The following is a 13,254-nucleotide window of genomic DNA, read 5'->3' as shown; positions in this document are numbered from 1 at the left end:
TCCCCTCACCTGCTCACGATGAGGGGGAACCATTACCAGCGCGCTTTCAGCAGGTTTGGCTGGATACCGCCAATCGCATGGGTATTGCTGAATTGCTGCTTGATCCCCGCTTCGAACTCTTCGCGGAAATACTTAATTGCGCTCTGTAACGGTTCAACCGCACCCGGCGCGTGTGCGCAGAAGGTTTTACCCGGCCCCAGCTGGCGGCAGAGTTGCTCCAGGGTTTCGATATCGCCAGGCTGGCCTTCGCCACGCTCCAGCGCACGCAGGATTTTGACGCTCCACGGCAGACCATCGCGGCACGGCGTACACCAGCCGCAGGACTCGCGGGCGAAGAACTCTTCCAGGTTACGCACCAGCGGCACCATACCAATTTCATGGTCAACAGCCATCGCCAGCGCGGTACCTAAACGGCTGCCCGCTTTACCGATGCTTTCGAACTCCATCGGCAGATCGAGGTGCGCTTCGGTAAGGAAGTCGGTTCCCGCGCCGCCCGGCTGCCAGGCTTTGAATTTAAGCCCGTCGCGCATGCCGCCCGCGTACTCTTCAAGGATTTCACGTGCGGTAGTGCCAAACGGCAGCTCCCAGACGCCCGGGTTTTTCACGCGCCCGGAGAACCCCATCAGTTTGGTACCGGCATCTTTGCTGGTCGACAGGTTCTGATACCACTCCACGCCGTTGGCAAGGATTGCCGGGACGTTACACAGGGTTTCGACGTTGTTAACGCAAGTCGGTTTACCCCATACGCCGGAGCTTGCCGGGAAAGGCGGTTTTGAGCGCGGGTTCGCGCGACGCCCTTCCAGCGAGTTGATCAGCGCCGTCTCTTCGCCGCAGATGTAACGACCTGCGCCGGTATGGACGATAAGTTCGAAATCGAACCCGCTGCCGAGAATATTTTTGCCAAGGAAGCCCGCTTCGGTGGCTTCAGCAATGGCGCGGCGCAGATGCACCGCCGCTTCGATGTACTCTCCGCGCAGGAAGATGTAGCCACGATAGGCCTTCAGCGCAAAGGCGGAGATCAGCATGCCTTCCACCAGCAGGTGCGGCAGCTGCTCCATCAGCAGGCGGTCTTTATAGGTGCCCGGCTCCATCTCATCGGCGTTACACAGCAGGTAACGGATGTTCATCGATTCGTCTTTCGGCATCAGGCTCCACTTAAGACCGGTGGAGAAGCCCGCGCCGCCGCGCCCTTTCAGGCCAGCGTCTTTTACCTGGTTGACGATTTCGTCCGGTGCCAGCCCGGTCAGGGCTTTACGCGCACCGGCATAGCCGTTCTTGCTCTGATACTCTTCAAGCCAGACCGGCTGTTTGTCATCGCGCAGACGCCAGGTCAGCGGATGGGTTTCGGGAGTACGGATAATGGTCTTCATTATTTATACCGCTCCAGCAAGTCAGGGATCGTTTCCGGCTTCAGAGAACTGTGGGTGTCCTCATCGATCATCATGGTCGGCCCTTTGTCGCAGTTGCCGAGACAGCAGGTTGGCAGCAGCGTAAAGCGGCCATCAAACGTGGTCTGGCCCGGCTTGATCTTCAGGTGGCTCTCAATCGCCGACTGGATCCCCTGATAGCCAGTGATGTGACACACCACGCTGTCGCAGTAGCGGATCACATGGCGGCCGACCGGCTGGCGGAAGATCTGGCTGTAGAACGTTGCCACGCCTTCGACATCGCTCGCCGGAATGCCCAGCACGTCGGCGATAGCGTAAATTGCGCCGTCCGGCACCCAGCCACGCTGTTTCTGAACGATCTTCAGCGCTTCAATGGACGCCGCACGCGGGTCTTCGTAGTGGTGCTTCTCGTGCTCAATTGCCTCACGCTCTGCCGCACTCAGCTCAAAAGCCCCGGTTTCTGGTTGTTGATTCTCGTGCATAATTAGCGGTCCACATCTGACATAACAAAATCGATACTACCCAGGTAGACAATCAAGTCTGAGACCAGGCTGCCGCGGATTGCCGCCGGAATTTGCTGCAGATGCGGGAAACTCGGCGTACGAATACGGGTACGGTAGCTCATGGTGCTGCCGTCACTGGTCAGGTAGTAACTGTTGATACCCTTGGTTGCTTCAATCATCTGGAAGGATTCGTTGGCCGGCATCACCGGGCCCCACGATACCTGCAGGAAGTGAGTAATCAGGGTTTCGATATGTTGCAGCGTGCGCTCTTTCGGCGGCGGCGTGGTCAGCGGGTGATCCGCTTTGAACGGCCCTTCCGGCATATTGTTGAGGCACTGCTCAAGAATGCGCAGGCTCTGGCGCAGCTCTTCCACTTTCAGCATCACGCGGGTGTAGCAGTCGCTGACGCCACCGCCGACCGGGATTTCGAAGTCGAAGTTCTGATAGCCGGAGTACGGGCGCGCTTTACGCACGTCAAAGTTGATGCCGGTAGCACGCAGGCCTGCGCCGGTGGTGCCCCACTCCAGCGCCTCTTTCGCGCCGTAAGCGGCAACGCCCTGAGCACGGCCTTTCAGAATGGAGTTACGCAGTGCGGCTTTCTCATAGGAAGCCAGACGTTTCGGCATCCAGTCGAGGAACTCGCGCAGCAGGCGATCCCAGCCGCGCGGCAGATCGTGCGCGACGCCGCCGATGCGGAACCATGCCGGGTGCATACGGAAACCGGTGATCGCTTCCACCAGATCGTAGATTTTTTGACGATCGGTAAAGGCGAAGAAGACCGGCGTCATCGCGCCGACGTCCTGAATAAAGGTAGAGATATAGAGCAGGTGGCTGTTGATGCGGAACAGCTCAGAGAGCATCACGCGGATCACTTCCACGCGTTCCGGCACGGTAATGCCTGCCAGTTTCTCGACCGCCAGTACGTACGGCATCTCATTGACGCAGCCGCCGAGGTACTCAACGCGGTCGGTATAAGGAATGTAGCTGTGCCATGACTGGCGTTCGCCCATCTTCTCCGCGCCGCGGTGGTGATAACCGATATCCGGCACGCAGTCGACGATCTCTTCGCCATCAAGCTGCAGAATGATGCGGAACGCACCGTGCGCAGAGGGGTGGTTTGGACCGAGGTTGAGGAACATAAAGTCCTCGTTATCGGTGCCGCGCTTCATGCCCCAATCTTCCGGCTTAAAGGTCAGCGCTTCCATCTCCAGATCCTGCTTGGCTTTGGTCAGCTCAAACGGATCGAATTCGGTGGCGCGCGCCGGGTAGTCTTTACGCAGCGGGTGGCCGGTCCAGGTCTGCGGCATCATGATGCGCGTCAGATGCGGGTGGCCATCAAAAGTAACACCAAACATCTCCCAGGTTTCACGCTCATACCAGTTGGCGTTCGGGAAGAGTTTAGTGATGGTCGGCACATGCAAATCGTTTTCTGCGAGGGCCACTTTCAGCATGATGTCGCTGTTACGATCGATCGACAGGAAGTGGTAGAAAACGGAAAAATCCGCGGCGGGCAGACCGGCGCGGTGTGTGCGTAGACGCTCGTCCATGCCGTGAAGATCGAACAGCATGACGTAAGGCTTCGGTAATTTCTTTAAGAAATCGACCACTTCCAGTAACTGCTCACGCTTCACCCAAACGACGGGTACCCCGGTGCGGGTCGCCTGAACGGAAAAGGCATCCGGCCCAAAACGGTTGCGCAATTCGCCAATGACCGGATCATCCAGATGATCCCGGGTCTGCCATGGGGCTTCTTGCGCAGTTAAATCGGTCATATTTTTCACCATTGCAAAGGGTCCGTGGTGACTGTGGGGCAGTGCGTCGCGTTATTGGATTATTGAAATGCGACGCTTTTTACCCTTGCCCACAGGCGCAAATTAAATCTCGTCCGGCGAACGCAGGTTGGTGACGGCAATACGTTCACCGCGTTTACGTTCACGCTCTGACTGCATATTGGCGCGATACACGCCCTGATCGCCAACCACCCAGGAGAGCGGACGACGCTCCTTGCCAATCGACTCCTGCAGCAGCATCAGCGCCTGCATATAGGCTTCAGGACGCGGCGGGCAGCCTGGGATGTAAACATCCACCGGGATAAATTTGTCGACGCCCTGCACAACGGAGTAGATGTCGTACATACCGCCAGAGTTTGCGCAGGCACCCATGGAGATAACCCATTTCGGCTCCAGCATCTGGTCATAGAGGCGCTGGATAACCGGTGCCATCTTGGTGAACGGCGTACCGGCAACGACCATCAGGTCAGCCTGACGCGGCGAGGCACGCAGTACTTCTGCACCAAAACGCGCCACGTCGTGCACGGCGGTAAACGAGGTCACCATCTCGACGTAGCAGCAGGAAAGGCCGAAGTTGTACGGCCAAATAGAGTTCTTACGACCCCAGTTAACCATATCGTGCAGGACATTTTCGAGCTTGCCCATGTAGACGCTACGGTTGATCTCTTGTTCCAGGGGGTCAGTTACGATCTCCTGTTTTTGCAGGGGGTAACGGTCGTTCTCACCGTTAGGATCTATGCGGGTGAGCGTATAATCCATCTTATTGCCTCGCGGTTAGCGTTGACTGTCAGTGTAGCTGTTGGTCTCAGGGTTAACCTGCGCGCGGCGCGAACGCACCGGCGTCCAATCGAGCGCGCCAATACGCACCAGATAAACCAGACCAGCCAGCAGCACTAAGATAAAAATTGCGGCTTCGGCAAATCCCACCCAGCCACTCTCACGAATGGACGTAGACCATGCGTAGAGATAGAGCGCTTCGACATCGAAGATGACGAAGAACATGGCGACCAGATAGAACTTGGCGGAGAGACGTAAGCGAGCGGAACCGACGGAGTCGATACCAGATTCGAAAGGTACGTTTTTGTGCCTTGCGCGCGCGCGTCCGCCCAAAAACCGACCGCCGACCAGCATCAGGCAACAGAGGCCGATGGCGACAATAAGAAAGACAGCGAATGCCCAGTGATGAGCGATGATTTCAGTGGATGTTGACATACGCATTGCTTAACTCAAAAGGTAGCGTTAAAACCTCTGCTCTTGCTGGCAGATGACGCCACATCGATTCACGGGGAGGAATAAAAAACCACATACTTACTGTGCAAAAAGCTGAAAAACAGCTAAATGATGTGGGTTTTTACTCCTTTCTATAACCTTTTGTCAACTTTAACAAAAGTTTCCTCACATTAGTTTACATCGGCAGCAATCCATTAACATTTAGTGCCGTTTTATTGACCAGCAACAACTTTTCCTGCGGCAAAATCCGGTGTTGAATCGAGTCCGTTGTGGAGGATTACAAAAATTACCCTCCTATTTTGACAGGATTTACCCAGGATTCCTCCCCCTCTGCGGAGGTATTTTTTTGATCTGAGACACGCTTTTGTTAATTCATACAATGATTCGGCAACAATCTTGCTTGATTTTTAACATGAGCAGAGAGCATGAAAGACTATAGATGATAAAGGGGGATTGTGCTGTGAGGTGGATTAACAGATTGAAAGAAATAATGATTTAGAGCGGGAATAATTCAGATGCTTATTATTTGTGCAAAAAATGACCCACTGTGATGGTTTCTCTCATCAGTGGGCCATTTTTACACTTACAAATTGTTACCAGTTTGCGGCGAAATGTTAGCTAGAAATCGCCATCAACCAGCAGTTGTTCATCTCCCCCTTCCGGAGTAGATCCTTTGTAGTGCCAGGGATCGCGATAGTGCTCCATGGCATCGAAAATCACCTGCGCCAACTCGTTCCCGCTGTTCGGGTTGCGCGAGAGCAGATATTCCGTTTCCGGCAAGGCCGGGAAGCCTTCAGCGTGACTTAGTACCCGCAGGTCAGGACTCATCATCTCGACCGGTCGTGCCGTGACGCCAAGGCCTGCTTTAACGGCTGCTTTCACCGCCGAGAGCGTTGAGGCCACATAGGCCATGCGCCATGGAATCTCGGCCTCATTAAGCGCGTTAAGCACCATATCGCGGAACGGGCTCGGCTCATCCAGCAGGACCAGCGGCACCGCCTCCCCTTTTTGCAGCACATACTCGGCCGCGCAATACCAGAGCGTCGGTGAGGTGCGCAGCGTTAAATAGTCAAACGGCTGGACACGATGCGTGGTCACCACCAGATCAACTTCATCCTCCTGAAGCTGATCGCTGCTCATCGGATTGCGTTTTACCCGCACATCCAGCGCCAGCTTTGGATAGACCGAGCTAATACGATTAAGCAGGAACGGCAGGATCGTATCGGCGGACTCGTCTGACGCACCAATAGTTAATACGCCCTGCAAATTGCTGAACATTAACGAGGTGCAGGCTTCGTCATTAAAGCGCAGGATCTTTCTCGCATAGCCTAAAAGCTGAATACCGTGCTCAGTCAGCAATTTATTGCGGCCATGACGGGCGAACAGCTCTTTTCCCACTAGCTGTTCAAGGCGCTGCATTTGCTGGCTTACAGCGGATTGCGTACGGCAAACCGCAGCAGCGGCGGCTGCAAAGGTGTTTAAATCCGCGACTGCAACAAAGGTTCTCAGCAGATCGAGGTCGAGATTCAGTATCGGACGATTTGCATTTATCATCATTTTTCACTTACGGGTTGCTCGCGTTGCGTGCCCCGGGTTTATGCTGTGTTCATAAGATTAAGTAAGTCCATTTAAAAAGCGCATCCTGCACTGCCATTGCCGATGAAGCCAGGCAATGTGTGTGATGTTTTTGTTCGCCACCTGATGCAAGCAGAACTCAACGTCTTTTATTTGGCAAACATCCCGCTCGGGGATATATAAACCAGCCAAATGGTGTTGATGCATTTAAAACGCGTCTTTCGCGGCGAATACCGATTTAACATCGCGCGTCGCAGATAAAGGTGAACCCAACAGAGGCTCTGAAGTAAAAAAAGAGTAATAGCAATTAAGTAAAATTAAGAATTCAACCTTACTGAACTCAGGGCTTTGCCCCTGAGCGCCCTTTCAGGCTGTCTGAGTTTACCCCAAAACCTTTTTATTTATAAGCGTTAATACGAATTATCTTAAATTCTTAAAATGTCAGTACGAAAAAATGAGACATATAAATATTAGTGATGGTCATAGTTACTATTCTCAATATTAAATAGCGAACGGTTCTGGAAATGGATCTCTTTAATAGAAATTAACATTATCTTCACAGCAACAAAGCGGGATGCTAACCGTTACTTTATATCTCCTCTTTATACACTCGATCTCATCTCTATTGTCCTGCCGAAGGTAGCAAAAAATTAAATCCCGCACTGCGGGAAGGGTTCTATGCGGTGGAAAATATCATTAACAGATATTTAACTGACACTTATTACTATCAGTTTGCGATTAGTTAGCATGGAAAAGAGCAAAAGCGAACATTTAATAGTTAAAAGATCGTTAAAGGCAACTGCCCGGCCTGGCAAAATCTTCTCCTGTTAACCCTTCAAAACAGGCGGGCGTGGGAGTACATTGTTCCGTATTCACTTCCACGGCAGGGAGTGGCGATTCCAGTAAAAAGGCAAAGGTTCATGTCCTCCATCGAAAAATCCAGCAAGTTAGATAACGTCTGTTATGACATCCGTGGCCCGGTTCTTAAAGAAGCAAAGCGTCTGGAAGAAGAAGGCAACAAAGTTCTCAAACTCAACATCGGTAACCCTGCCCCGTTCGGCTTCGAAGCCCCGGATGAGATTCTGGTCGATGTGATCCGCAACCTCCCTGGCGCCCAGGGCTACTGCGATTCAAAGGGGCTCTACTCTGCCCGTAAAGCGATCATGCAGCACTATCAGGCGCGCGGCATGCGTGAAGTCACTGTTGAAGATATCTATATCGGCAACGGCGTCTCTGAGCTGATCGTGCAGTCGATGCAGGCGCTGTTGAACAGCGGCGATGAGATGCTGGTCCCGGCGCCGGACTATCCGCTGTGGACCGCGGCAGTGTCGCTCTCCGGCGGCAAAGCGGTGCACTACCTTTGTGATGAATCCGCCGGCTGGTTCCCGGATCTGGACGACATCCGCGCCAAAATCACCCCGCGCACGCGCGGCATTGTGATCATTAACCCGAACAACCCGACCGGCGCAGTCTACTCAAAAGAGCTGCTGCTGGAGATTGTCGAGCTGGCACGCCAGCACAACCTGATTATTTTCGCCGATGAGATCTACGACAAGATCCTCTACGACGAAGCGCAGCACCACTCTATCGCTGCGCTGGCACCGGATCTCTTCACCATCACCTTTAACGGGCTGTCGAAAACCTACCGCGTGGCTGGTTTCCGCCAGGGCTGGATGGTGCTGAGTGGGCCGAAAAAGCACGCCAAAGGTTATATCGAAGGGCTGGAGATGCTCGCCTCAATGCGCCTGTGCGCCAACGTGCCGGCGCAGCATGCGATCCAGACCGCGCTCGGCGGCTATCAGAGCATCAGCGAATTTATCGTGCCCGGCGGGCGTCTCTATGAGCAGCGCAACCGCGCGTGGGAGTTGATTAACGACATTCCCGGCGTCTCCTGCGTAAAACCGAGCGGCGCGCTCTATATGTTCCCGAAAATCGACGCGAAACGTTTCAATATTCTGGATGACCAGAAGATGGTGCTCGACTTCCTGCTGCAGGAGAAGGTGCTGCTGGTTCAGGGCACCGCCTTCAACTGGCCGTGGCCGGATCACGTGCGCATCGTCACCCTGCCGCGCGAGGACGATCTGGAAATGGCGATCACCCGCTTCGGGCGTTTCCTCTCCGGCTATCATCAATAATTGACCCTGGGGGAAGGTTTGCATCTTCCCCCACTCTCTGCGCACAATGGTTCCAGTCGCATTCAAGACAAGGTTAACTATGAGTCAGAGTCACTTCTTCGCCCACCTCTCCCGCCTGAAACTGATCAACCGCTGGCCGCTGATGCGCAACGTGCGCACCGAGAATGTCTCCGAGCATAGCCTGCAAGTGGCGATGGTCGCGCACGCGCTGGCAGCGATCAAAAACCGCAAATTCGGCGGTGCGCTTAACGCAGAGCGCATTGCGCTGCTGGCGATTTATCACGATGCCTCTGAAGTGATCACCGGCGATCTTCCGACGCCGGTAAAGTACTTCAACTCGCAGATTGCCCAGGAGTACAAAGCGATTGAGAAGATCGCCCAGCAGAAGCTGGTGGAAATGGTACCCGAAGAGTTGCAGGATATTTTCGCTCCGCTGATTGATGAGCATCACTACAGCGAAGAGGAGCGATTAATTGTTAAACAGGCCGATGCGCTCTGCGCCTACCTGAAGTGCCTCGAAGAGCTTTCCGCCGGCAACAATGAGTTTCTGCTGGCCAAATCGCGGCTGGAGAAAACCCTCGAGGCCCGGCGCAGCCCGGAGATGGACTACTTTATGCAGGTGTTTGTGCCGAGCTTCCAGCTGTCGCTGGATGAGATCAGCCAGGATTCGCCCTTATAACAAGGGCGAACACGCCCGGTTAAAAGGGAAACAGCATCGGGATCATCACCACGCACACCATCATCACCAGCAGCGTAAAGGGCACACCGAGTTTGATAAAGTCACTGAACCGGTAGTTGCCCGGCCCTAATACCAGCGTGTTCACCGGCGATGAGACCGGCGTCATAAAGGCGGCAGAGGCGGCCATCGCCACCATCATGGCGAAGGGATAAGGCGAGACGCCCATCGATTTCGCCGCCGCCAGCGCAATGGGTGCCATTAAGACAGCCGTGGCGGTATTGGAGATAAACAGCCCTATCGCCGCGCACATCACAAACAGACAGATCAGCATCAGATGCGGGCCATAACCCCCGCCCAGCTCCATCAGCCCTTTCACTACCAGATCGACGCCGCCGGTTTTTTGCAGCGCCAGTGCAAAAGGCATCATGCCAACAATCAGAATGATGCTCGGCCAGTGGATCGCTTTATAGGCGCTCTCGGCGTCGATGCAGCGGAATTTCCCCATTAGCATGCAGGCGATAATGGCGGCAATCGGATTGGGAATATCGTCGGTCAGCATCAGCGCAACCATCAATACCAGGCAGAAAATCGCATGCGGTGCCTGGCTGTGCGCTGGCGAAGCCGCGCTCTCTTCAACGGGCAGGTTCAGCACCACAAAGTCGCGGGCGTGTCCGGCAAGCTGGCTGATTAACTTCCAGTTACCGACCACAAGGAAAATGTCGCCGAGTTGCAGAGGTTCATCAGTCACCGCCCCTTCCAGCGCCACGCCGTTGCGCTTCAGGCCCACCACGTTCAGACCGTAGCGGGTACGAAAACCGATTTCGCGCACCGTTTTGCCCAGCAGTTCGGAATCGGGGATCAGCGAGACTTCCGCCATGCCGACATCCAGCGCCTGGTCGGAGAAGTACTCCCCGCGCAGGATCATTGGCTCCAGCTGCTGCTCGACGCAGAACTGGCGCAGGTCGACATCCGCGGAGGACATATCAATCAGTAGCACATCACGGGCGCGAAACTCCGAGACGCCATTGACGTTAACAATCACCCGCCGAAAACGCCGCCAGCGCTCAACGCCGATAACGTTGGCACCATAGCGCTCACGCAGTTGCAGATCGTCGAGGCGCTGACCAATCATCGGCGAGCCGGGGCGAATAGCTAACCGCCGCGCACGGCCCGCCAGGTGATACTCGCGGATCAGATCGCGAAACGAGCGCCGCTTCCAGCTCTCGCGCTGGGCGTCGCTCCCCTCCGCCTTCAGCGTAAAGCGCATCAACAGCATATAGACGATGCCGAGCAGCAGGATAACCAGGCCAAGCGGCGTGACGCTGAAAAAGCCAAACCCCTCCAGCCCTTCGCGCAGCAGTTCGCTGTTCACCACCAGGTTTGGCGGCGTCGCCACCAGCGTCATCATGCCGCTAATCAGCCCGGCGAAGCTGAGCGGCATCATTAACCGCGACGGCGAGACCTGCATGCGCAGCGAGACGCTCAACACCACCGGGATGAAAATCGCCACTACGCCGGTCGAACTCATAAAGGCACCCAGCCCGGCGACAGTGATCATCAGCAGTACCAGCATTTTGGTTTCGCTGCTGCCCGCCATCGTCACCAGCCAGGCGCCCATATTGGTTGCCACGCCGGTGCGCACCAGCCCGTCGCCGATAATAAACAGCGCGGCAATCAAAATAACGTTTGGATCGCTAAAACCGGAGAGTGCTTCGGGAAGGGTCAGGGTGCCGCTCAGCACAAAAGCGACAATGACAAACAGGGCCACTGCGTCCATGCGCACTTTGCTCGTCGCAAAGAGCACCACGGCAATACCCAGCAGAGAGAGAACCCAAATCAATTCACCGTTCACAACCTGTCCTTGTTTGTTGAGAGTGGTAAAAGAGTGCCATAAAAAAACCCCACCGGGGTGGGGTTACATCATTGAATCAGGCTTTTAGATCGACGCTGACGATGCCGTCATGCTGTTTTGTGACGCTTATCGCCTCGAGGCTGGTCAGCGAGAAGTCGACCTTCTCAAGCCCCGGTGAACCCGGCGGCACATTGACCGCAATCACGTGACACCCGGCGGCGAGGCCGGAGAGCACGCCCGCAGCTGCATCCTCGACTACCACACAGGTTTCCGGTGCCAGCCCTAACAGCTCAGCACCGAGCAGGTAGGCATCCGGTTCAGGCTTGCCATGCTTCACCTGTTCGGCGGTGACAAAGACTTTCGGCATCGGCAAACCGGTCGCGCGATGGCGGGCATGGGCAACCGGCACCGAGCCGGAGGTGACAATGGCCCACGGAATCGCGGAGGCATCCAGATGCTGAAGCAGTTCAATCGCGCCCGGCAGCGGCGTAATACCGTTAGTGTCTGACGCTTCTATCTCCTCAAGGCGGGTAAATTCAGCCGCAATCTCCGCTTCTGAGGCACCCGCCATAAAGTGACGCAGTGAGGTGATGGCCTGTTTGCCGTGAATAAAATTCAGCACCTCGTCATGGCTGATGCCAAAGCGATCGGCCCAGCTGCACCAGGCTCGCTCAACGGCGGGGAGTGAATTCACCAGGGTTCCATCCAGATCAAACAGAAAGCCTTTGCACTGCACGTTCACCTCCTCAGGCGTTGAGAATTTGATTAATTTCGTTACTGCTCAAGTGGTACTGGCGCGGGCAGGCGTGCCACACGCTCAGCATACGCTGGTATTTATCCCACATCGGCGTTTGGGCATTAAAGCCGTGGGTACCGGCATCGAAATGGGTATAGCGCCCTTCAATATTAACCATAAAGCGAACATACCCGAGGTAGCGCGCTTCGGTCGCGGCGTCGAAGCCGAGGAAAGTGACGCGACGCTCGTCAATGGTGGCGTTATCTTTCATGTTGGTCCAGGAGACGTGGAGTGCGTGATACATCTCCATGATATCGATGATGTTGCGGCACGTTTCCTCTTTCAGCTCGCCGAATTCGCGATCCAGCTCGCGCATCTGCAAACCATATCCCCGTTCGACAATGGTTTGCAAACGGCGATAACGCTCCGCATTAGCCGGGTCCATCATGGTCATCATCTTGTATTGATTGGATAAGATCAGACGTTGGGCATTGGTCATTTCCATCTTCGACTCCTGTGGCACTTCGGCGCAGTAAAATAAGTTGGCCTCAGTCTACCTGTGAGTAAAAGGTGCTTTCTTGATTTGCCGGGGGTGTTGCGCGTATCTACCAAAAAAGAAAGCATCCGGGGATGCTCTCTTCTTATCAATCACGCACAACTTTACAGCTCATCAAGAAAGGTTTTATCCAGCTGCTTAAAGGCGCGCTTAAGGGTATCGGCCAGCGCCTGGTAGTCCGGCTTGCCTTCAACCGGTGCCAGCGCCTGGCCCGCCTCCTGCAACTTACCGCGCACTTCATAGAACCAGTTCAGAATCGAGGGCGGCAGCGGCGTGACCGAGCGCTTGCCCAGCCACCATAACCCCTGCATCGGCAGGCTCAGGGCAAACAGCGCGGTGGCAACAGCCGGGCCGAGCTGCCCGCCGAGGGCGATTTGCCAGCAGAGCGTGAAGATTGCCAGCGGCGGCATAAAGCGAATCGCATAGCGTGTCGCGCGAATGGTACGGTTCTCTACAAACATGGGAGCGAGGCGTTTTTCCATAGGCCAGGTCTTCGCATAGTGCTGACCCCGGCGAAATAAACTGAAGAAACTGACGGGTCGAATCTCAGGATTTGACATGGCTTTACCTCAACTTCACGTATAAAAATTAAAAATTTTATGCAAAACAACAACTGTGAATGACAACGTTAAAATTTTTTGTCAATCCCACCTGCTATCGGGTATTCTGTGGCGGCCTTTACCAGGCCTTAGACGAATAGGTTTGAGTCGTCAAATAATAAGCTCATTATGCCACTGTCTGAAAATTGCGCAAAATAGCTTAAAATTTTAACTATTCTTTCATCGTGTCAGAAAGTTCTCTCGACATGAT

The 13,254-nt window shown here is 54.8% G+C and carries 12 protein-coding genes; 2 read left to right on the top strand and 10 right to left on the bottom strand.

Going from position 1 to position 13,254, the window contains the following annotated elements; translation table 11 throughout:
- Window positions 1–32: 32 nt before the first annotated feature.
- From nuoF to lrhA, 6 genes are all read right to left on the bottom strand, one after another.
- A complete protein-coding gene (gene nuoF, locus SOM48_RS05325) occupies window positions 33–1,370 on the bottom strand; it encodes an NADH-quinone oxidoreductase subunit NuoF (protein ID WP_023479635.1) in 1,338 nt (445 codons plus the stop codon).
- Window positions 1,370–1,870: an NADH-quinone oxidoreductase subunit NuoE gene (gene nuoE, locus SOM48_RS05320; RefSeq protein WP_320511566.1), complete on the bottom strand. Its 501-nt coding sequence runs from the start codon at window positions 1,868–1,870 to the stop codon at window positions 1,370–1,372. The genes nuoF and nuoE overlap by 1 nt, the downstream gene beginning before the upstream one ends.
- Window positions 1,871–1,872: 2 nt before the next feature.
- Window positions 1,873–3,675 carry an NADH-quinone oxidoreductase subunit C/D gene (gene nuoC / locus SOM48_RS05315; protein WP_152526125.1) on the bottom strand — a complete coding sequence of 601 codons (1,803 nt, stop codon included), beginning with the start codon at window positions 3,673–3,675 and terminating at the stop codon, window positions 1,873–1,875.
- 90 nt (window positions 3,676–3,765) lie between these two features.
- A complete protein-coding gene (gene nuoB, locus SOM48_RS05310) occupies window positions 3,766–4,440 on the bottom strand; it encodes an NADH-quinone oxidoreductase subunit NuoB (protein WP_023479723.1) in 675 nt (224 codons plus the stop codon).
- Window positions 4,441–4,455: 15 nt separating this feature from the next.
- Window positions 4,456–4,899: an NADH-quinone oxidoreductase subunit NuoA gene (nuoA, locus tag SOM48_RS05305; RefSeq protein WP_034812950.1), complete on the bottom strand. Its 444-nt coding sequence runs from the start codon at window positions 4,897–4,899 to the stop codon at window positions 4,456–4,458.
- Between the two features lie 630 nt (window positions 4,900–5,529).
- Window positions 5,530–6,465 (bottom strand): transcriptional regulator LrhA, encoded by a 936-nt coding sequence (gene lrhA / locus SOM48_RS05300; protein WP_094421246.1) that lies wholly within the window; start codon window positions 6,463–6,465, stop codon window positions 5,530–5,532.
- Window positions 6,466–7,406: 941 nt separating this feature from the next.
- Between lrhA and SOM48_RS05295 the strand changes: the two genes are divergently transcribed.
- Both SOM48_RS05295 and yfbR read left to right on the top strand, forming a co-directional pair.
- A complete protein-coding gene (locus SOM48_RS05295) occupies window positions 7,407–8,621 on the top strand; it encodes a pyridoxal phosphate-dependent aminotransferase (protein WP_054803343.1) in 1,215 nt (404 codons plus the stop codon).
- A gap of 79 nt (window positions 8,622–8,700) precedes the next feature.
- Window positions 8,701–9,300, top strand: coding sequence for a 5'-deoxynucleotidase (gene yfbR, locus SOM48_RS05290; RefSeq protein WP_023479739.1), 600 nt, complete (start codon window positions 8,701–8,703; stop codon window positions 9,298–9,300).
- 19 nt (window positions 9,301–9,319) lie between these two features.
- Here yfbR and SOM48_RS05285 read toward each other — a convergent pair whose 3' ends face one another.
- The 4 genes from SOM48_RS05285 to yfbV all read right to left on the bottom strand — a co-directional run bounded on the left by SOM48_RS05285 (window position 9,320) and on the right by yfbV (window position 13,004).
- Window positions 9,320–11,152 (bottom strand): SLC13 family permease, encoded by a 1,833-nt coding sequence (locus SOM48_RS05285; RefSeq protein ID WP_139965236.1) that lies wholly within the window; start codon window positions 11,150–11,152, stop codon window positions 9,320–9,322.
- A 76-nt stretch (window positions 11,153–11,228) separates the two neighbouring features.
- The gene (locus tag SOM48_RS05280) at window positions 11,229–11,888 is read right to left on the bottom strand and encodes a sugar phosphatase (protein ID WP_076770192.1); all 660 of its coding nucleotides are present in this window, start codon (window positions 11,886–11,888) and stop codon (window positions 11,229–11,231) included.
- Between the two features lie 10 nt (window positions 11,889–11,898).
- Window positions 11,899–12,393: a YfbU family protein gene (locus SOM48_RS05275; RefSeq protein WP_054803341.1), complete on the bottom strand. Its 495-nt coding sequence runs from the start codon at window positions 12,391–12,393 to the stop codon at window positions 11,899–11,901.
- Window positions 12,394–12,548: 155 nt separating this feature from the next.
- Window positions 12,549–13,004 carry a terminus macrodomain insulation protein YfbV gene (gene yfbV / locus SOM48_RS05270; protein ID WP_023479712.1) on the bottom strand — a complete coding sequence of 152 codons (456 nt, stop codon included), beginning with the start codon at window positions 13,002–13,004 and terminating at the stop codon, window positions 12,549–12,551.
- Window positions 13,005–13,254: the final 250 nt, after the last annotated feature.

This window comes from Kosakonia sp. CFBP8986, assembly GCF_034044935.1.
Lineage (GTDB): Bacteria > Pseudomonadota > Gammaproteobacteria > Enterobacterales > Enterobacteriaceae > Kosakonia > Kosakonia cowanii.
The sequence above is the reverse complement of the archived record's forward strand: the minus strand, read 5'-3'. Positions and strand labels throughout refer to the sequence as shown.